15 protein-coding genes and 1 pseudogene are annotated in these 18,225 nt (G+C 55.2%); 7 read left to right on the top strand and 9 right to left on the bottom strand.

What is annotated here, in order from left to right; translation table 11 throughout:
- Positions 1 to 102: 102 nt before the first annotated feature.
- Positions 103 to 1,022, bottom strand: a pseudogene (locus tag JUK32_RS22565) (IS982 family transposase).
- 74 nt (positions 1,023 to 1,096) lie between these two features.
- Positions 1,097 to 2,143 carry a glycosyltransferase family 2 protein gene (locus JUK32_RS22560; RefSeq protein ID WP_204141120.1) on the bottom strand — a complete coding sequence of 349 codons (1,047 nt, stop codon included), beginning with the start codon at positions 2,141 to 2,143 and terminating at the stop codon, positions 1,097 to 1,099.
- 413 nt (positions 2,144 to 2,556) lie between these two features.
- On the opposite strand from JUK32_RS22560, the gene JUK32_RS22555 reads away from it, so the two are divergent.
- Both JUK32_RS22555 and JUK32_RS22550 read left to right on the top strand, forming a co-directional pair.
- A complete protein-coding gene (locus JUK32_RS22555; protein WP_204141119.1) occupies positions 2,557 to 3,534 on the top strand; it encodes a glycosyltransferase in 978 nt (325 codons plus the stop codon).
- Positions 3,535 to 4,027: 493 nt separating this feature from the next.
- A complete protein-coding gene (locus tag JUK32_RS22550) occupies positions 4,028 to 4,873 on the top strand; it encodes a mannosyl-3-phosphoglycerate phosphatase (RefSeq protein WP_204141118.1) in 846 nt (281 codons plus the stop codon).
- Positions 4,874 to 4,878: 5 nt separating this feature from the next.
- Here JUK32_RS22550 and JUK32_RS22545 read toward each other — a convergent pair whose 3' ends face one another.
- A complete protein-coding gene (locus JUK32_RS22545; protein ID WP_204141117.1) occupies positions 4,879 to 5,427 on the bottom strand; it encodes a GNAT family N-acetyltransferase in 549 nt (182 codons plus the stop codon).
- A 214-nt stretch (positions 5,428 to 5,641) separates the two neighbouring features.
- Positions 5,642 to 6,742, bottom strand: a complete 1,101-nt coding sequence (locus JUK32_RS22540) for an isocitrate/isopropylmalate family dehydrogenase (RefSeq protein ID WP_204141116.1) — start codon at positions 6,740 to 6,742, stop codon at positions 5,642 to 5,644.
- Positions 6,743 to 7,108: 366 nt separating this feature from the next.
- On the opposite strand from JUK32_RS22540, the gene JUK32_RS22535 reads away from it, so the two are divergent.
- On the top strand, positions 7,109 to 7,312 hold the full coding sequence (locus tag JUK32_RS22535; protein ID WP_039724669.1) for a hypothetical protein: 204 nt from the start codon (positions 7,109 to 7,111) through the stop codon (positions 7,310 to 7,312).
- A gap of 104 nt (positions 7,313 to 7,416) precedes the next feature.
- Complete coding sequence (locus JUK32_RS22530; protein ID WP_204141115.1) at positions 7,417 to 8,982, top strand: YcjF family protein; 1,566 nt, start codon at positions 7,417 to 7,419, stop codon at positions 8,980 to 8,982.
- A 3-nt stretch (positions 8,983 to 8,985) separates the two neighbouring features.
- Here the strand turns inward: JUK32_RS22530 and JUK32_RS22525 are convergent, their stop codons facing one another.
- The 3 genes from JUK32_RS22525 to JUK32_RS22515 form a co-directional block, all read right to left on the bottom strand.
- Positions 8,986 to 9,894 carry a polymorphic toxin type 23 domain-containing protein gene (locus JUK32_RS22525; RefSeq protein WP_204141114.1) on the bottom strand — a complete coding sequence of 303 codons (909 nt, stop codon included), beginning with the start codon at positions 9,892 to 9,894 and terminating at the stop codon, positions 8,986 to 8,988.
- Positions 9,895 to 10,025: 131 nt separating this feature from the next.
- Complete coding sequence (locus tag JUK32_RS22520) at positions 10,026 to 11,297, bottom strand: MlaD family protein (RefSeq protein ID WP_204141113.1); 1,272 nt, start codon at positions 11,295 to 11,297, stop codon at positions 10,026 to 10,028.
- Positions 11,298 to 11,353: 56 nt separating this feature from the next.
- On the bottom strand, positions 11,354 to 12,184 hold the full coding sequence (locus tag JUK32_RS22515) for an ABC transporter ATP-binding protein (protein WP_204141112.1): 831 nt from the start codon (positions 12,182 to 12,184) through the stop codon (positions 11,354 to 11,356).
- Between the two features lie 271 nt (positions 12,185 to 12,455).
- On the opposite strand from JUK32_RS22515, the gene yvcK reads away from it, so the two are divergent.
- The 3 genes from yvcK (at position 12,456) to JUK32_RS22500 (ending at position 16,213) form a co-directional block, all read left to right on the top strand.
- Positions 12,456 to 13,808, top strand: a complete 1,353-nt coding sequence (gene yvcK, locus JUK32_RS22510; protein WP_239112968.1) for a gluconeogenesis factor YvcK family protein — start codon at positions 12,456 to 12,458, stop codon at positions 13,806 to 13,808.
- Between the two features lie 136 nt (positions 13,809 to 13,944).
- Positions 13,945 to 14,919 (top strand): cation diffusion facilitator family transporter, encoded by a 975-nt coding sequence (locus JUK32_RS22505; RefSeq protein ID WP_204141110.1) that lies wholly within the window; start codon positions 13,945 to 13,947, stop codon positions 14,917 to 14,919.
- A gap of 157 nt (positions 14,920 to 15,076) precedes the next feature.
- Entirely contained in the window at positions 15,077 to 16,213 is a 1,137-nt protein-coding gene (locus tag JUK32_RS22500) for a geranylgeranyl reductase family protein (protein ID WP_204141142.1), read from the top strand.
- 83 nt (positions 16,214 to 16,296) lie between these two features.
- Here JUK32_RS22500 and JUK32_RS22495 read toward each other — a convergent pair whose 3' ends face one another.
- Both JUK32_RS22495 and cysS read right to left on the bottom strand, forming a co-directional pair.
- Positions 16,297 to 16,620, bottom strand: a complete 324-nt coding sequence (locus JUK32_RS22495; protein ID WP_204141109.1) for a hypothetical protein — start codon at positions 16,618 to 16,620, stop codon at positions 16,297 to 16,299.
- 36 nt (positions 16,621 to 16,656) lie between these two features.
- Positions 16,657 to 18,162, bottom strand: coding sequence for a cysteine--tRNA ligase (gene cysS / locus JUK32_RS22490; protein WP_204141108.1), 1,506 nt, complete (start codon positions 18,160 to 18,162; stop codon positions 16,657 to 16,659).
- Between the last annotated feature and the right edge of the window lie 63 nt (positions 18,163 to 18,225).

Raw genomic sequence — 18,225 nt, 5'->3', positions numbered from 1 at the left:
AAGCGTTACTGCCCGATGTCTGAGTGCGATTGTGAGATTTCGTCTGGATGATGAGTCGCTTAGTTCCCTGCATACCTTTGATGTCAACGTGAGTTCGACGGTCTAAAAGATAGCCTCAGGGAGTGCGGTCAAGCCTTTGACCTCAAGGTCTAAAGCCGGTTTCTTCTCCTGATAGGTGTAAGCCACCCAGGCCGCTAGGGTGTTGACCAAAAATTTGAAGGGACTGCGGTGTCGTGAATGCTCAATCTGGCAGATGTTTTTCAGTTGGTCATTGACGGTTTCAATCAAAGCGCGTTTGCGTAGCATCACCTTGTCAATCAGCTTGACCAGTTTGTTTTTCATCTTCCTCTTGTAATTGGTGACGAGTTCTAGACCCCGCTCATAGAGCTGCTTAAAGAGTTCCTGAGAGATATACCCACGGTCGCCAAAGAGCTTGCCAATCAGGTCTTGCGTCAAGTCGGGCACGGGCTTGCGGTCATCGGTATTGGCCGGAGTGAGTTTGAACGCCAACAGTTCGCCGCGATCGTTAATCACGAGATGGAGCTTAAAGCCGAATTGCCACCCCATTGAGTTTTTACCCCAGCCCACCAAATCTTTGAACACTTTGTGAGACTTGGACCGGCAGGGATGACACACCTCAATAGGAGTCGAATCGATGAAGGCGATGCCGGTCATTTCCCCAGTGCGGGTGTAGAGATAGCAGCACAACAGCATCAGACACCAAGGCATCAGTTCCACAAAGGGGTTGTAGCTGACAAGGTTGGGAAAGGCGTGTCGCCTCCCGGCAGCACGCAAAGGGTGTAGAACTCCTTGAAAGTGCGATAGCCGGAACCGTGAAACGCAATCACAATCGTCATCACTTCACTGCGGCTCAAACGGGACTGGCAAAACCGTTCGCCGGTCATGGAAGGCAGTTGGGGAAGCACTGTCAAAGGCTGTTCGAAAGCATGGCAAAAGTCATCGACTTCCCAGAACATCTGCGAGACATTGAGACGGGAGCCTTCGGATAAACTGGTGTTCATAGCTGAGCATAGAATTCGTCAAATTCAGTCTCAGCTTTTTTCTTGATCATTTCTGCTCGTCGAACTCACGTTAGTCACGGTTGCTCAGAAAAAACTTTATCGCCGTAGGCTGGCTCAAATCTCTTTAAATAGGCTCTCAGCAACGCATGAGGGTATCGGCTTGTAATCGTTCTGCCGATGAAGATTAAACCTTGTGAGAAAAGAATAATAGGCAAAGCTAGAGGCAAGAACTGGCCTAACTCTGGTTCTGCTTGCAGATAGATGCGAGTTTGCCGCAGGATATATTGAACTTTTTGGGTCGCTCTAGTCGGCAAAGACTTTTTTGAAAACGGTACTCGCTCTTTTTTAGGACTGTCCTGTGGCATCACAGAAAGCTCTTGACTTTTAGCTTTTTTAAACTGCCGATCAGAACTGTGCTTGAGTTCGGCAAAATATCGATCCAACCAGTAGTGATCATGTCCCATGACTAAAAACCGCCACAAATAATGACGAACGCCATTCGGAGGAGCATGCTGAGCTTCGGCAGCAAACTGTTTCCAGATTTGATGCCCATTTTTTTTCAAGATGCGTGAGTGTACGCTGCAAGTTCCTCGATATAGCTTCAAATCAGTGGGCAGAGGATTTTCGATGATGACGTGTCTCCGAAAAGCTACATTGTTGATGTAGTAGAAGCCTGTAGGAATCAAGTTTGGCTTAGGCTCCTGTCGATGCAGCATGTAATTGAGAGCCATAGCCATCGAGTACCCCCCCGTAACTGGAATAGTGGTTTCCCCGGCAATAATTTCCACAGCTGGATCTTCAAAGGGAACTAGTAACGATTTCAACCAGTCGGCTTCATAGGTGCAATCAGCATCGCAGTACACCACCACTTCACCCGATGCCGACTCGGCTCCTAATTGTTTGACTTCGTAATATCCTAAGGACATCGGTGCTTTCAAGAAGCTCATCCACGGATACTGTTTTTGGAGCTGTTGTTTCAGCGTATTCGACAACTCGCCAGTATCAATCACAATAAACTCAGTAGCCGAAGAAACGGCAATATCTTGCTGCAACAGTGAGGCGATCGCCTCACTAAATCCTGCTACATCAGCAGATGAAAGGTTTTCGGTTTCGAGAATCATACTGAATGTAGGTAAAGTCATAACGCAGGTTAATTTATAAAGCCTAAAATAGGGTGCTTAAGCGGGAAACAACCATTTGAAGCAATTTGTTCCGTAGTCAGCTTTCCCTAAATGTGTTCATCGCTATCAAAACTTGGGCAGTCTAAATCCGAAACGGATTAGGTCACTGGCTGGGCTGATTCGAACAAATTTCTTTGGCCATGAGTGCTGCCAAGGCAATAGCGTTCCGTGTGACGTTGGCTTATTGCCTCCGGCAAGGCTGCAATAGCGTTTCTCAATCATCAACGACACCGTTTTACATTGAATTAAGTTCACCCACTTAGATATCGGATTTTGATGAGAGCTTAGATCTAACTGATGATTGACAGCATCTAGGGTTGCCTGATCGCACAAATTGACGTTGAGTATCTGAAGTGAAGCTTACAGTTGTAGTTCGCACCCATAATTCTGAAGATGTTATAAACCGGCTTATAGAGCAGTTAATGCTCTTGCAAATTCCTAAAGACGTATCTGTAGAACTGATCTTCGTCGATAATGACAGCCGCGATCAAACAGTCGCCATTATCACCGCCGCGCTACAGCGGTTGCCAATTCAGGGTCGTGTTGTCGTTGAGTATCAGCGCGGGGCGGCCGCGACCCGTATGCGTGGGCTTTATGAAGCCAAAGGGAAATATGTAGCCTTTTTGGATGATGACAATCTGCCAAGAGAGAATTGGCTAGTTGTTATCTGCGATGCCATTCATCAGTATCCTCAGGCCTCTGCCCTGAGTGGGCGCATACGGTCACTTACAACTGCCTCAATACCACCCTATGCCAAGCCCTATCTGGCTTTCTATGCAATTATTGACCGAGGCAATCAGCCCTTTCGATATGACCAAACTCCTAAAAAAATCTTGCCACCAGGAGCTGGCCTAATTTTGGAGCGTGCTCACACAATCAATTTACTAAAGAGCGGCACCTTAAGACTGGCAGGGCCTGTCAGTAAGGATCTTTATTTTAAGGGTGAAGACATCGAATTGCTCATCAGACTGCAATCTCAAGGGGGGCAGATTTGGTATTGCCCAGATATTGTGATTGATCATGCTCTATCGAAAGATCGTTTCACGTCTGAATATTTATTCAATTTTCTCAAGGCAGTAGCTCGGCCCCGACATTATCACCGCCTGTTGCGTTTGCCCCGTTACTGGTGGTTGCCAGCAACGGGGCTTTATGGCGCTAATGATTTGAGGCAATGGATAGCCCATCTGCTTTGCTATGAAAACAGCTTGGACTGGCGGTTGCGCCATGTTTTCTGCCTCTATCTACTTGCCAGTCCTATCTATACGCTGCGTATTTTGAAAGGCCACTCTAAGCGTGCCGTAAAGGAGTCCATCACAGAACACGGCTACTAATCCTGCTATATCTGAAGTTGCTAGATGCAGTGAGATTAGTAGCTTTGGCCTGGTGTTTGGGGGCAGTCACCTCATTAACCTGAGTTCGACGAAGATCGAAGCTCAAAAGCCTTGTAAAACATAGAGCTTCAAAATCAAGCCTCACAAGCCTTTATCATTAGACCTCTCTTAATGAGAAATCTACGCACACAGCTAGTCCTATTGACACGAGATTGACCCAGTAAGGATTTCTAAAATCCTTACTTTGACAGAGTTACAGCGATCTAATTTCATCGAACTCACGTGATGTCAACGTGCTGAAGATTATGCACCATCAATAAAGTGCGGAAAATTCGCAAAAATAAAGTCAGTCCTTGATTGTACAAACGCTGTCGATCTGTAGTCTTTGGAACACATGGTTCTGTGGAGTTCTGCAACGGTTTGGCGATGGAGTGACGCAATGATTCGGCTTGTTGGGATGATGGGGGCGATATTGGGGCACTAGGGTGGAATCATGACGGCGCTCATTCTCTTTACGGATTTGGATGGCACCTTGCTCAACGGCGAAAGTTACGCTTATGACGCGGCGTTGCCAGTGTTAGCCACGCTGCAACAACGCGGCATTCCGGTGATTCCGGTGACGAGCAAAACGCGGGCGGAGGTGGAAACGCTGATTCAGCAAATCGGTCTGACAGGGCCGTTTGTGACGGAGAATGGCAGCGCCATCTACATTCCCCGCGACACCTGTCCGTTTACCTTGCCCGAAGGGGACGATGACGGGCCGTATCGGGTGGTGGCGCTGGGGGTGATCTATGTGATGGCGCGGGCGGGGCTAAAGGCGATCGCGCAAGAACTGGGCCGTCCGCTCAAAGGATTTGGGGATCTCTCCGTGGAACAGGTGCAGCAGTTGACCGGATTATCCGCCGAAGACGCCCATCAGGCCAAAATGCGGGAGTTTACGGAACCGTTTCTGACGCCGAAAAATACAGCCCCCGAAAAACTCACCGCCGCCGTCGAGTCCATGGGGTTCAAGGTAGTAGTGGGCGATCGCTTTTCTCATCTCATTGGCGGGACGGCGAGCAAAGGCATTGCCGTACATCAACTGGTGCAGCTGTATACGCCGACGTTCGCCACAGGTGAGCCGATTGTCACCATTGGCTTGGGCAATAGCCCCAACGATTTGGACATGCTGGAAAACGTCGATCGCGCGATCGTGCTGCCGGGGGCAGAGGGGCCACATCCGCAGTTGAGCGATCGCGGCTGGACGATGGCCCCCCGGCCAGCTCCCGAAGGCTGGGCGATCGCAGTCAATCAGCTCCTGGCCGAGTTCCCCTACGGAGCGCCCGCGTCGAGCGGGTGATGCGGTCAGGATGGCTTGGAGGAATCTTCCCGAGTGCGGCAAAACAGCCGCAGCGTATAGCCCCCGTAGTAGTCTTGGCTGCTGCCCAAATCAGTCAAGTGGAGGCGCTGCATCACGCGAATGGAGCGCTCATTTTCAGGCAAGGTCACCGCATAGATGGTCGGGAGTCCCAGCGTAGCGAAGCCAACTTGCAGCACTGCTTGGGCAGCCTCGGTGGCGTAGCCATGGCCCCAACTCGCGGGCCGAAAATGCCAGCCAATTTCGACCTTGCCGCTGGGTTGGTTGTCTCGTCCCGGCAGCGGCATCAGCAACACCGTGCCGATCACCGTTTGCTCAGCGGGCTGAACCACGGCCCAGCATCCCAATCCCGGAAAGGCGGCGGCGCGATCGCGGTAGCGCTGCAATCGCGCCTGCACTGCCTCGACTGTGGTATCGAGGGATTTGTCGCCAATCCACTGGGTGACTTGAGGATCACCGTAAATGGCGATCGCATCTGCGGCATCCGTCTCGGGGTGCCAATCACGAATCAGCAAGCGAGATGTTTCTAAACGCATAGCCACACTCTATGACGCGACCGGGCGACTCCAAACCATAAAAAGGGGACGATTTACGAGTCCACAGGGGACGGTTCCCTCAGCTCCCGCCTGACCGTCTCGATTGAGTCCAAAGGGAACCGTCCCCTGGCATCGGTTTATTTCCAGAGCTCGATCAGCGGGCAAGGGCGCGATCGAGCAGGCGATTTACGGAACCGCCAGCCAGGGTAACCGTTTAGGTCGCCTCCAAAGTTGACCAGACTTCTAGCTTCGTCTTAATTTTGCGAATCACCTCGTCTGTAAAGTCAGAGGTGGTCATGGCCCCGCCCAAATCGGGGGTAGCTTTGCCTTCGTGCAGCGCTTCAAATACGGCTTCGTAGATGGAACGAGACGCGCGATCGGCGATCGGCGTTTTCACATAGGCCAGCAGCGCCGCCCCGGCCAAAATCATGGCCATCGGATTCGCAATATTTTTGCCATAGAGGGCGGGAGCAGTGCCGTGGGGCGCTTCCGCCATCACCGTTTTGACCTGCAACGTCTCAGCGTCAAAGCCCATCACCAAACTTTCCGAGCCCGCAATACTGCCATACATTTGCAGCACCATGTCCGACAGCAGATCGCCATCACGATTGAGGGCCGGAATGGTCAGGGCTTCGCCGCTACTTTGCAGTAGCAGGGCAAAGGTGGCGTCGATCAGCAGCGGTTGATAGGCCACCTCGGGAAAGCGCTGCGCCGCCGCATCCAGTTCTTCCTTAAACATGCCTTCGTAGGTGGCGCTGACGGTGAATTTGGGGCCGCCAAACACTTTGGCTCCGGTGCGTTTGGCATGGGCAAAGGTGAATTCCGCGACGGTGCGGCAGATGGAGCGACTAATTTTGGCCGTGCGCCAGGCAATTTCATCGCCCGTGTCCGTGGTTTCTCGCCATTCCTTCGCGCCGTAGGCGTCGTCCACGGCCATGCGGACGATGGTGATCGGTGCGTACACGCCCCCCACCGGACGAATTTGGGGAATGCGTCGCCCCGTCCGCAAAATAACTGAGGCCCCCAGATCTTCCCGCAAGATGGCGTTGGGGCTGCCCACATCCCCGGAAATTTCGGGGGTGATGGTGGCCGCCTTGAGGGATAACCCGGTTTTGCAAGCGGCGATCGCGGCCTCGCGCACGACCTCGTTTTTGGTGGCGCGCCGATTTTCTAAACTCAGGTCATAGTCGATAAATTGCAGCGGTTGGCGAATGACGGCGGGCTGCAAGACACGTAGCGCCTCAGTGAGCAGTTCCTCCCCGGTTTGATCACCGTGCATCACCACGATCGCGGGGGTTGATGGCTGAGCTGACATAAATGCGGGTCAATCCTGACATGGGTTTGCTGTGCCGATTGTCAGGGCGGTGTGACTCCACCGTTGTAAAAGCCAGTACTAAATCATCAGGCTTCGCTTTTGCTTAAGCTCTGGCAAGGACTCTGCCAAGGCTCGCGGTGGGTCAGCTTTCTGGTGGGGCATCACGCGATCGCTGCTTTTCTCCGGAAGTTGTCCACTAGAATTAACTACTTGAGAGGAGCCCACGCCTGAGCACCTGTGCAGTCTGAATCAGCGTCCTGAATCGAGGCATGAACAGGGTGCTCAAGCGGGTGGCGCGTGATGTGTTGTGGGCCGAGCCACGTCGGCAATCGCGACTCTGTAGATCCCAAACCCTGAGATGAAGTGATGACCCAACCGACGAAATTTGAGCTAGTCATGGCCGCGATTCAGCAAATTCAGGCGCAGCTAGACGATATTGATGTGCGCCTCCGACGCATTGAAAAGTCCACCCTGCAACCTCCTGAGCCCCCCAAACCGCCCGGCAATTTGGAGCGACAGAATGAGTTTCTCTCGCGGGAATCACGGAAGCAGCGGTTTGTGGAAGATTGACGTGCGGTCTGCCAGATTAGCGGGTCTGGAACGAGCGATGATGGGTGGGGGTCGGCAGTGCCCGCTCACAACGCCCCCTTTGGCCTGGGGCAAGCGAGTATGACATGAGGCGATGGCGGCTGCCAATTATCGGTGTAGCAGCAGTTTTGGGACTGGGGATGCTGCTCTGGCTGGTGGATTTTGTGCTGCGGTTGCAAGGGGCGATCGCGCTCTTTTCCCCAGTGCTGTCACAGATATTTTTGGTGGTAGTGATCGTGGGGGCGATCGCGGCGATCGCGGCGAGCCTTTATTACTTACGTCCTTTTTTGCGACCGCAGCGTCAGGCCCCACCCAAAGTTCCCGAAGCCAAAGCAGAAGCGGCTCAGGTGGCCCTCTCCGGGGTCGAACAGCAGGTGGCGCAGATTCAAGACGAAGTGGCCCGCACCGCGTTAGAAGAAAAGCTGGCTGATTTAAAGACGGATTGGCAGCAGCGCGACATTCGTGTGGTGCTATTTGGCGTCGGCTCGGTGGGCAAGACTTCCATTGTTAACGGTTTGCTGGGCGATTTAGTGGGTACGGTGGCCGCCCCGTTGGGCACCACGACCACGGCCACGGCCTATCCGCTGCGGGTGCAGGGCGTGGAGCAAGTCGTTTGGCTAACGGATACCCCCGGCCTGTTGGAAGCGAGTGCCGCTGGCCCCGATCGCGAAACTCAAGTCCGGCAACTCGCCACCGACGCCGACCTGCTGCTGTTCGTGATTGACAATGATCTGCGCCAGTCCGAATATGCGGTGGCGCGATCGCTGCTGGATATGGGCAAACGGCTGATCGTGGTGCTCAACAAAGCCGACCTGTACCCCGATGATGAGTTATCGGAAATTCTGGAGAAAGTGCGATCGCGCTTGGCGGCGACGCTCGACCCTGCCGATGTGGTGGATGTGGCCGCGAATCCGCAACCCGTGCGGCTGACCACCGGGGAAATTGCCCAGATGGAGCCTGATCTCTGGCCTTTGGAACAGCGCCTGACCGCCGTGTTACGAGCCGAGGGGGCCGATTTACTGGCGGATTCGCTGCTGCTGCGATCGCAGCGCTTGGGGACAGAAGCGCGGCAACTGGTGCAATCCCAGCGCCATCAAGCGGCCAACGCCGTGATCGAGCGCTACCAGTGGATTAATGCTGCCGTGGTCGCCGCGACACCGCTACCGGGGATCGATCTGTTGGCGACCGCTGCCATCAACGCGCAAATGGTGCTCGAACTCGGCAAGGTCTACCAGTTCAACCTCTCCATGCAAGAAGGCAAAGACCTGGCCTATGCGGTGGCGCGGACGCTGACGGGATTGGGCATCGCCAAGGGCGTGATGAATCTGCTGGCGCTGGGGATGCAAACGACGCTGCCGACAGCGATCGCCAGTCGCGGTGTCCAGGGCATCACCGCCGCCTACTTGACCCGCATCGCGGGCAAAAGCTTTATGGATTATTTCACCCAAAATCAAGACTGGGGCGATGGCGGCATTGGCGAAGTGGTGCAAAAGCAGTTTCAGCTCAACCGTCGCGAACAGTTTGTGCGGACATTTATCACCGATGCGATCGCTCATCTGAAAAATGAAGTCTCCGTGCCGCTAGAACTGCCCCTCCAACTCAAAGACCTGCACCCTCTAGATCACGACCCCGATACATCAGAACTGGGCTGAGCGTCAGGGGTATAGCGTTTGTCCATGGTTCGTGCCCACCTGCACATAGGGGTGACCTTCCACATCGCGCAGGGGAATGCGGGGATTCGCGAGTAAATCATGCAGGCTGTTTTGCACCCCATTGCGAATGGCCTCGTCACTCCAGCCGACCCGCACTTGTAGATTGTCAAATCCGAGGGCGTGCCAGGTGTCGTCGTCTGACTGGGTCAGATCCAGATTGCGGATGCCGACGTAAGCGTTGCCAATGGCGCGATCGCTCGCCTCGATCGGTCGGCCATTGCGCTCCGTCAGGGAATATTCGCCATGAGGCCCCGCCCCGCCGTCTTCGGGACGGATGATGTAGCCATCGCCAATATCCCCCGTAAAAGTGTTGAAGCCCGCGACGAAATTAGTGCCATCGTCGGCGCGATAGCCTACTTCCAGCGCCCCCGTGCGAAAGCGATCGCCATACTCCCCCAAAATGCCGATGGGGTCAAAGTCATTTTCAAAGCGCAGGTTGAACGCTCCCACATTCAAGCCAATGCCGATGTTGCCCTGACTGGTGTTGTACGTGTCGTCGTAGAACGTGGCATAGAGACTGACACTGTTGGTGCGTTGGGTGTTGTTCGCCGCTAGCGACCAATCGTAGTCCTCAGGGAGCGATCGCCCGCCCCCAAAACCATGGGTCAGCCCCACCGTGACCTGACTCTCCCACCCCGACTCCGCCGTTTCGATATGCGACAGATTGCGATAGCCCGACCAGCTAATAAAGGATTCGAGATTATCGGGATTCACCCGCGCAAAGCCCCCGGCGTTAAAGCCCACGCGGTTGCCCTGGGTGCCGAACTGGTAACTGAGGCCCGCCCTCACCCCCGTGGCAATATTGGCAGTTTGGTCAACCGACAGTTGAGCCATGAGCATGGGGGCAAACATGAGCAAATCTCCGCGCAAAGAAATCAACTATCCATAGAGCGCACGACAAGGGCTAACCGGTCGGCATCGCTTGGGTATAGACGACGCTCACTGGCCTGCCCAGGGTTCCACAGATTCCTGGTGATGGCACTCTACTGGCCTGCGTTTGGCGTCGGTTGGCGGTTGGCTAACTCGGTTAGTTGGTTTTGTAACGCCTGGTAATCAGCTCGTGAAAGCGCGATCGCTGGATTTTGCGGAGGGGTAGCCGCCGCCCGTCGTTCTAACGGGGCGAGGGCGATCGCCAATTGGGTTTGGTATTCCAAAATCTCTATGCTAGATAGCAAGTCGCTGAGACCGTAAATCAAATTACGAATATTTTCGCGCACCGCCGGATCGCCCGTAATTTCGTCAATATCCGATAAAACTTTCTGCGCTCCCTGAAACACATCCCGCGCCGATTCCAAAGATTGCTGAATTAGCAGCACATTATCGGGTTGGTTAATGGCTCCGGTCAGCGTACTGAGATCGATCGCCGCATCGCGAAAATAGCCCGAAGCCTCCGCCGCATTGGTCGACAGGGTACGCAAGTCAGCCAGCAGTTGGGGATCTTCCAACTCCGTCGCTAACTGGTTGAGAATGCCCGACAGCCGGTCTGAGCCCTGACTGATATTAGTCAGTGTGGAGGTGATATTGACACGGTTGGCGGCTAGTAGAGTGCGCACCTCCGTCGCCGTCAGCTGAATTTCTTGCGCCGCCGCCGCCGCGCCCGTGGTGGCCGCTTGCACCGACTCACTCAACGGCTCAACCTCGGACTGGGCCGTCATGGTCAGAGTCGTGAGCTCTTGAGCCAGCCGGGTCGCCTCGGCCGTAAAGTCAGTGGTATTAGCCAGGGTCTCTTTAAAGCCTAAAATTAGCTCAGGATCTGCCAGCGCCGCCGCCAAGCTATCGGCTGATTCGAGCAACGATGCATAGCTGACACCCGTTGCGCCCACCAGCACTTCGCCATCGCAGACAATCACCTCCGGCTCACAGTCGGCCCCAAATGGACTGATGGCTTGTTCGGCATCGCTCAACTCAGTCATGGGCGTAATGTCGATAGTCGTTTCGCCAATAAACCCGGATTGGTTGGCCGCCACCCGTAAATTCTCTCGGGGGATGCGGAGATTAGACTGGGTAATTTCTAAGCGCACCTCAACTTGGTTACTGCTGGGGTTAATGCCGACCACGCGCCCCACCGGCACCCCACGATATTGGACGGACGTGCCCGCCTGCATACCCAACGTGTCTTCAAAAATCACCGTCAGGTCATAGTTACGACTGCCGGGGTTGAGTCCCCGCAACCAAAGTACGAGCCCCCCAAAGAGTCCAACTCCGACCAATATCAACAACCCAACTGAACCTTCTCGGACTGCTCTTGCTCGCATTTCAACACTCCGTCACCACGTTGCTTACACCGGTGTTCATTCAGTATTGCCCCTGATTACTGCACCATTTGAATCGGGCCTTCGACATTGCCACTAAAAAATTGCCGCACAAACGGATTGTCCGTCTCGTCAATTTCGGTGATGCTGCCATTCCATTGAATTTGGCCTCGGTGCAAGAATATCACCCGGTCTGCCGTCCGGCGGATGGTGCTGTCTTGGTGGGTGACGATGAGATAAGAACTACAGCCATGGCCGCCGTGAATATCACGGATCAAGTCTTCGATGACAGTAGAGGCGATCGGGTCAAGCCCCGCTGTCGGTTCATCGTAGAGCAGCGCCGCCGGTCGGTCGGTCGGATTTTGGGGATTGGAGACGATCGCCCGCGCAAAGCTGACTCGCTTCCGCATCCCCCCCGAGAGTTCCGCCGGATAGCTATTGGCAATGCCCGGCAACCCCACCATTTCCAGCACTTCTTCCACCAAGCCGTGAATCTGTCGATGGGAGAGGGTGGAATGCTGATAGAGCAAAAATCCCACATTTTCTTCCACCGTTAAGGAGTCGAATAGCGCCGCTTGTTGAAACACCATGCCAATACCCACCGGGTCTTGGGCGTCTTCGATGAGTCCCAGCCGTCGCTGCCCGGCAATGTAAATCTCTCCCTCATCGGGCGGCAGTAACCCTGCAATGATCCGTAAGATTGTTGATTTTCCCGTCCCGGAAGGGCCGATCACCGCCACTGCCTCACCGTGATGGATCTGCAAATCCAGGTTGTCGACCACGCGATTCGACCCAAAGGTTTTAGAAATGCCCCGGAGCTCAATCAGCGGTACGGTTTGGTCGTAGTCGGCAGTCGGCGCATCAGATGGATTAAATAACTGATCGGTCATGGGCTAACTCAAACGGTTCGCAGAGACATCAAAGCGGACTGAGATCATTGGGGACAGGTCGCAAACTGACCGATCTTAGCTTCACACCTCTTCTATTTAATGCTAAAGATTAACAGGTTGAATCGATCCCGATCCTCAATTGAGTTCGCGTAGCTCTGAGAATAGGATGCGTCGCAGTCTCCTTCTGTCAGTCTCCATCATGGACTGAATTTTTCTGGAAGCCATTCGGTAGGACATGTTCTTTAACTCGTTGAACAAATCGTTCTCTCAAATGTTGCGCCGGGTGCGCCACGAAACCTCGTGGCTGACCCCAGAGCCGCCCCGCCGCGTCAACCGCCTCTTCAAATGGCTGGCCCCAGGTTTGTTGGTTAAGCGCTGGCTGTTTTTGAGTGTGGGCGGCGTCTTGCTGGTGGGCTTAGGCATTTTAATCTCTCTCAAGTTAACGCCTGTTTTCTATACCGGCCAATTTTTGAGCTCGATTTTTCGGTTTTTGGCCGACCAGATTCCGAACTATGTGAGTGGGCCGCTAGCGGTTTTAATGGGGCTACTGTTTATCCTCTGGGGCCAGACTCGCACGCTGGGGGCGATTACCGAGGTGCTGCTGCCCGGTAATGAAACTGAGTTGGTCGATGTCTTAATGCAAGAACGGCGGCTGGCGCGAGGCCCCAAGGTCGTCGTCATTGGCGGGGGCACGGGCTTATCAAACTTGCTCCGGGGGCTAAAGCATTACAGCCACAACATCACGGCCATTGTGACGGTGGCGGATGACGGGGGGTCTTCGGGCCGCTTGCGCCGAGAAAATGGGGTGTTGCCGCCGGGGGATATTCGGAACTGTCTGGCTGCCCTCGCTGACGAGGAAAAGTTGTTGACGGAGCTGTTTCAATACCGCTTTAAGGCGGGGGATGGGTTGGTCGGGCATAGCTTTGGCAACTTGTTTTTGACGGCGATGAATGATGTGACGGGGGATCTGGAGCAGGCGATCGCAGCCAGTTCCAAAGTGTTGGCCGTGCGCGGTCAAGTGCTCCCCGCGACGCTGAGCGATGTCAAGCTGTGGGCCGAACTGAGCGATGGTCGGCGGATTGAAGGAGAATCCAAAATCCCGGAAGCGAAAGGCCAAATTGTGAATATTGGTTGCTCCCCCAGCCATCCCCCCGCCTTGCCCAGAGCGATTAAGGCGATTCGAGAAGCGGATTTTATCGTGTTTGGCCCCGGTAGCCTGTACACCAGCATCATTCCGAATTTGCTGGTGCCGGAAATTGCTGATGCGATCGCGGCCCGCAAGATTCCCCGCATTTACGTCTGCAACGTCATGACTGAACCGGGGGAAACCCTGAGCTATGCCGTGTCTGACCACATTCGCGCCATTGATCGGGCCTGTGGTCGGCCCTTGTTTGATGCGGTATTGGTGCAGCGGCGGGGGCCGTCGGAAGTGGCCGAACAGCGCTACGCTCAGGTGGGGGCATCGCCAGTGGTGCTCGATCGCGAGACGGTGCTGACTTCGGGACGGCGGATTATTCTCGCCAACGTGATGGAAGAATCGGCGGCGGGATCGGTGCGTCATCATCCCCAACGATTGGCGAAAGTTCTGATGCGTTGGTATTCTCGCACTCAAGGCATCTGGTAAGCATGGTCGGTCTGACGGGCGGTGGGACGGATCGAGCGGAGTCTGAGAGACTGCATTCAGTCCCCTGGCGGCTGCCCCCAACAGTCCGGCCCTCATTGCCTCAAAAACTCATAAGCCTGCTGGAGTAACGTATTCGGTGAATCTTGCCGCTGACCCTCAACGCCGTCGCTGTTATCGGTTGCTGCTGACCTGGCTTTGGGTCACGTTGCTGGTGCTGGGGGTGGAAGCGATCGCCGGGTGGGCGACTCGTTCGCTATTACTCTTTGCCGAGGCGCTCCACACCTTTATCGATGCCTTTAGTACGGTGTTGAGTTTGGTGGCGGTGGCGTCGGCACAGCGACCGCTGGGGCGCGAAGTATGGGGGCACGGGCGGGCCGAGGTCGCGGGCACCCTGGCGGCGGTGTCGCTGTTGGGTTTTACGGGCCTGAGTTTAATTTTTGCCGCGTTCCGTCAGGCGTTCAATGCGCTTACTGGCAATGCAGAAACGTCGTTGCTTGTGACGATTGATCGCCCTGTGGTTTACCTCATGGTGGGGTTGCTGGTGCTGTCACTGGCGATCGCGGCCTATGCCTACTACCGTATCCAAGATTTTGGGAGTTTGGCCCTGATGCTGCACACCCAGCATGTCTTGGGGGATGCGTGGCTCTCAGGCGTGACCCTAGTGGGGGTGATTGCCATCTGGCAGCAGCAGACCTGGGTTGATCCCCTGCTGGCGGTATTGCTCACGGTGTTTTCGGTGCGGAGCCTGTGGCAAGTCTTGGGCGATCAATTACCGACGCTACTCCGACCGATGGCGATCGCCCCCGAAGCGATCGCCCACATCGTCACTCAAATTGAAGGGGTCACTCGCTGTACCCGTATTCGCTCCCGAGGGCTGGTGGGGCGTCAGGTTTGGGTCGAGTTACATCTGGTCATTCATCCCGAATTTTTGGGCGTAGCCCACATTGTGGGCGAACGGGTGGAAGCCGCCCTGCGATTGCAGTATGGCCCCCTGCGTACCCAAATCTGGATTGAAGACGCCCAGCCCGTCCAAGCCGCTTATTTGAATTACCCTGAGACCGAATGGACGGAGCCGGAAAATTCCCCAGACAACTGGCTAGAAGGGGGGTAGGCCATCGGCGGACGGGCCTGGCAGCAGCCCAGTCAGGGGCTTGGCGAAAGGGGGCAGCGATCGCCCGATTTTGGTACCGCGAAAGTATCGTACTAAGATGAACAGCTAGGCCATGACCAGGCCATCTGCGCCTGAGAAACATTTTGACGGCAATTTTATGTACGACTGCATCATTGTGGGGGCTGGCCCTAGCGGCAGCACAGCGGCTTATCACTTAGCCAAACGCGGCCACTCAGTGCTGCTCCTTGAGCGGGAACGCCTGCCCCGTTACAAACCCTGCGGGGGTGGCGTTTCGCCGCAAGTCGCGGAGTGGTTTGACTTCGACTTCTCCCCTGTGATTTCTAAACGAGTCCGCCGCATTCGCTGCACGTGGGAACTGGGGGATGAGGTGGAGGCCGAAGTCCCCGCTGACGAAGCCCTCTGGATGGTGCGGCGGGATGAATTTGACTACTTTCTGGTGCAGCAGGCCCAGCGACAGGGGGCGGAGCTGTGGCAAGCCACCCAGGCCCAGGGCATCGAGTTTGAGCGCGATCGCTGGCGAGTCGAGACCGCCCAAGGCCCAGTCGAGGGCCGGTACCTGATTGCCGCCGATGGGGGGCGAGGGGCGATGTCCCGCTGGCTGGGGCTGACCCAGCGCCATGACAAAATGGCCGCCGCCGTAGAAATCGAGCCGCGCGTTACCATGCCCGATGACGCTCTGATTCATCTGGAATTTGGCCTGGTGCCCTACGGGTATCTCTGGAACTTTCCCAAGGCTGATGGGTACTCCATCGGCGGGGGCGTCTTCCTCGCGGACAAAAAGCGCCGATATGACCTGCGTCCGCCCATTGCCACCTATACCGAACAATTTGGAGTCGAATTTGCCCAGGAAAAAGCCTACGGTCACCCCATCTTGGTCTGGGATCAACATCGCCCGCTGCACACGCAGCAGGCATTGATCGCGGGAGAGGCCGCCCGCGTTGTCGATCCCTTTACTGCCGAGGGAATTCGTCCCGCCATTTTCAGCGGCTTAAAAGCCGCCGATGCCATTCATGATGCCCTCGGCGGCGATGGCGAGGCCCTGCCACGCTATACCCAGACGATGCAAGCCGAATGGGGACAGGAAATGGTCTGGGCCAAACGCCTCGCCACGATTTTTTACAACGCTCCCAAAGTGGCCTATCAGGCGGCGGTGAAACGTCCCCAGGCGACGCAACAACTGATCAAACTTTTCAATGGCAAACAGACCTATGCCTCGGTGACCCAGCGCGCCATCAACCGATTGAGCCGGGGGCTATTGGGCCGCAAGGCGTGAAGCGCCGCGATCTATGAGCACTAGCGAATGCCGAGGGCATGGCCAGGGGGGCATAGCACTAGCGGTGCCAGGGTAAGGGCCAATTAACCCTGAAATATTGAGGGATCGATGCCGAGCACTTGATGGTATTTGATGTACAGGAAGGCAATTAAGGTTTCCCAGCCTCTCAGCTCTTCTTCTAACCGACCATATTCGTCTGGCATGGCCGCAATGACTTGGTCGGTGGCTACGGCCACCTGATTAACATCGAGCCGACGATTTTTCGCGACTTGCACAATGATGCCGTCTAGCAGCCGCTCAAAAGTTTCCTTGTCCCTAGCATTGGCGGACTCAATGGTTTTGAACACTTTACCGACCACGTGATCGACCTCGCGCCGGGCATTTCGCGGAGAGTTGGGAAGTTTCATAGGGTGAGAGGGGGTGGGTTGCTGAAGTATTTGCGGTTAACGGTGCCACTCGGTGACGCCGCCGGGTTTGTCGATGAGGGTGATGCCTTGGGCTTGCAGTTCGTCGCGGAGGCGATCGCTCTCGGCAAAGTTTTTGGCGGCTCGGGCGGCTTGGCGCTGCTCAATCATCGCCTCAACTTGCTCATCAGACAGTTTTCCATCTGCTTCAGTAGAATTCTCTGGAGATGCCTTAAGACCCAATACTTCAGCTAGACATACCAGGGTTTGCCATTGTTGTCGCAGAATATTGCTAGAGGTATCAGCCTCTCCAGCATGGGTGATCAAGTTCCCCGCTCGATTTAGCTCTTTAGCCAATTCGAAAAGGACTGCTAAAGCACCAGCTGTGTTGAAATCTTGGTCCATGGCAGTCTGGAACTGCTGAACTTGGGCACTCTCACGATCAATGCGCATAGCAGCAGGATTGAGAAAATCGGAATCTTTGACGTCTGACCAACCTAGTTTCGAACCGTGTTTTGAACCAAAAAGTAAAGCACTATTCAAAGTCGCCCAGCTTCCTTGTGCAGCCACTATTGCACCTTGGGTGAAATCTACTGGCTTGCGATATGAAGCTTGTAGAAAAAAGAGCCTCAAAGCCATTGGACTCATGGGTACAGTAGGATCACCTTCGCCAATGAGTTGTTCCGGCTCACCTAAGAGTTGGCGAATGGTAGTGAAATTGCCAAGGGATTTCGACATCTTTTCGCCGCCCACATTCACCATGCCGTTGTGCATCCAGTAGCGCGACAGGGGATGGCCGGTAGCCGCTTCGGACTGGGCAATTTCATTCTCATGATGGGGAAAGACCAGGTCGCTGCCCCCCATATGAATGTCGATCGAGTCGCCCAAGCGATCGCGAATCATTGCCGAGCATTCAATATGCCAACCCGGACGCCCCGGCCCCCAGGGCGATTCCCAAAACGGCTCTCCCTCTTTGGCCCCCTTCCACAGGGCAAAGTCAGCGGGATCGCGCTTGATACCCGTATCAGTCGCGACGCGGCCCCCCGCACCGGCCAGCATGTCTTCCAGCTTGCGACCCGAGAGTTTGCCGTAGCCGTCGAATTTACGCACGGCATAATACACATCGCCGTTAGCCGGATAGGCGTAGCCCTTTTGCTCTAGCTCCGAAATTAATCGCTGAATGCCGTCTAAGGTTTGGGTGGCGTAGGTATATTCGTCCGCCTCCAGCACGTTTAGCCGCTCCATATCCTCAAAGTACGCCTGGGTATAGGTTTCGGCCACCGTCTGCATGGATGAGCCGTCATTCTTCGCGCGATTCAGGATTTTGTCGTCGATGTCGGTAAAATTTTGCACATAGTGAACGTCGTAGCCGCGCCACATCAGATAGCGCCGCACGGTGTCCCAGGTGATGTAGCAGCGGGCATGGCCCAAATGGGAATAGTCGTAGACCGTGACGCCACAGCAGTACATTTTGACCTGGCCCGGTGTCAAGGTTTCAAAGGGCTCTTTTTGACGCGTCAGGGTGTTGTAGAGAACGAGGCTCATGGCGGTTTGGCAAGCGGGGTCACAGATTGATTCAACACTGAATGGGGGTTGGAGGCAAGGAGG

The sequence above is a fragment of the Halomicronema sp. CCY15110 genome (assembly GCF_016888165.1).
Classification (GTDB): Bacteria; Cyanobacteriota; Cyanobacteriia; order Phormidesmidales; family Phormidesmidaceae; genus Halomicronema.
Note: the sequence above shows the minus strand (reverse complement) of the source record. Positions and strands in the feature narration are given on the sequence as shown.

Excerpts from the sequence above, each read along its gene's own strand:
- JUK32_RS22525 (WP_204141114.1), bottom strand. The coding sequence starts at position 9,894 with ATGTTTGCCCCCATGCTCATGGCTCAACTGTCGGTTGACCAAACTGCC.
- JUK32_RS22535 (WP_039724669.1), top strand. The coding sequence starts at position 7,109 with ATGACCCAACCGACGAAATTTGAGCTAGTCATGGCCGCGATTCAGCAA.
- yvcK (WP_239112968.1), top strand. The coding sequence starts at position 12,456 with ATGTTGCGCCGGGTGCGCCACGAAACCTCGTGGCTGACCCCAGAGCCG.
- JUK32_RS22540 (WP_204141116.1), bottom strand. The coding sequence starts at position 6,742 with ATGTCAGCTCAGCCATCAACCCCCGCGATCGTGGTGATGCACGGTGAT.
- JUK32_RS22550 (WP_204141118.1), top strand. The coding sequence starts at position 4,028 with ATGACGGCGCTCATTCTCTTTACGGATTTGGATGGCACCTTGCTCAAC.
- JUK32_RS22545 (WP_204141117.1), bottom strand. The coding sequence starts at position 5,427 with ATGCGTTTAGAAACATCTCGCTTGCTGATTCGTGATTGGCACCCCGAG.
- cysS (WP_204141108.1), bottom strand. The coding sequence starts at position 18,162 with ATGAGCCTCGTTCTCTACAACACCCTGACGCGTCAAAAAGAGCCCTTT.
- JUK32_RS22520 (WP_204141113.1), bottom strand. The coding sequence starts at position 11,297 with ATGCGAGCAAGAGCAGTCCGAGAAGGTTCAGTTGGGTTGTTGATATTG.
- JUK32_RS22560 (WP_204141120.1), bottom strand. The coding sequence starts at position 2,143 with ATGATTCTCGAAACCGAAAACCTTTCATCTGCTGATGTAGCAGGATTT.
- JUK32_RS22500 (WP_204141142.1), top strand. The coding sequence starts at position 15,077 with ATGTACGACTGCATCATTGTGGGGGCTGGCCCTAGCGGCAGCACAGCG.
- JUK32_RS22515 (WP_204141112.1), bottom strand. The coding sequence starts at position 12,184 with ATGACCGATCAGTTATTTAATCCATCTGATGCGCCGACTGCCGACTAC.
- JUK32_RS22495 (WP_204141109.1), bottom strand. The coding sequence starts at position 16,620 with ATGAAACTTCCCAACTCTCCGCGAAATGCCCGGCGCGAGGTCGATCAC.
- JUK32_RS22530 (WP_204141115.1), top strand. The coding sequence starts at position 7,417 with ATGAGGCGATGGCGGCTGCCAATTATCGGTGTAGCAGCAGTTTTGGGA.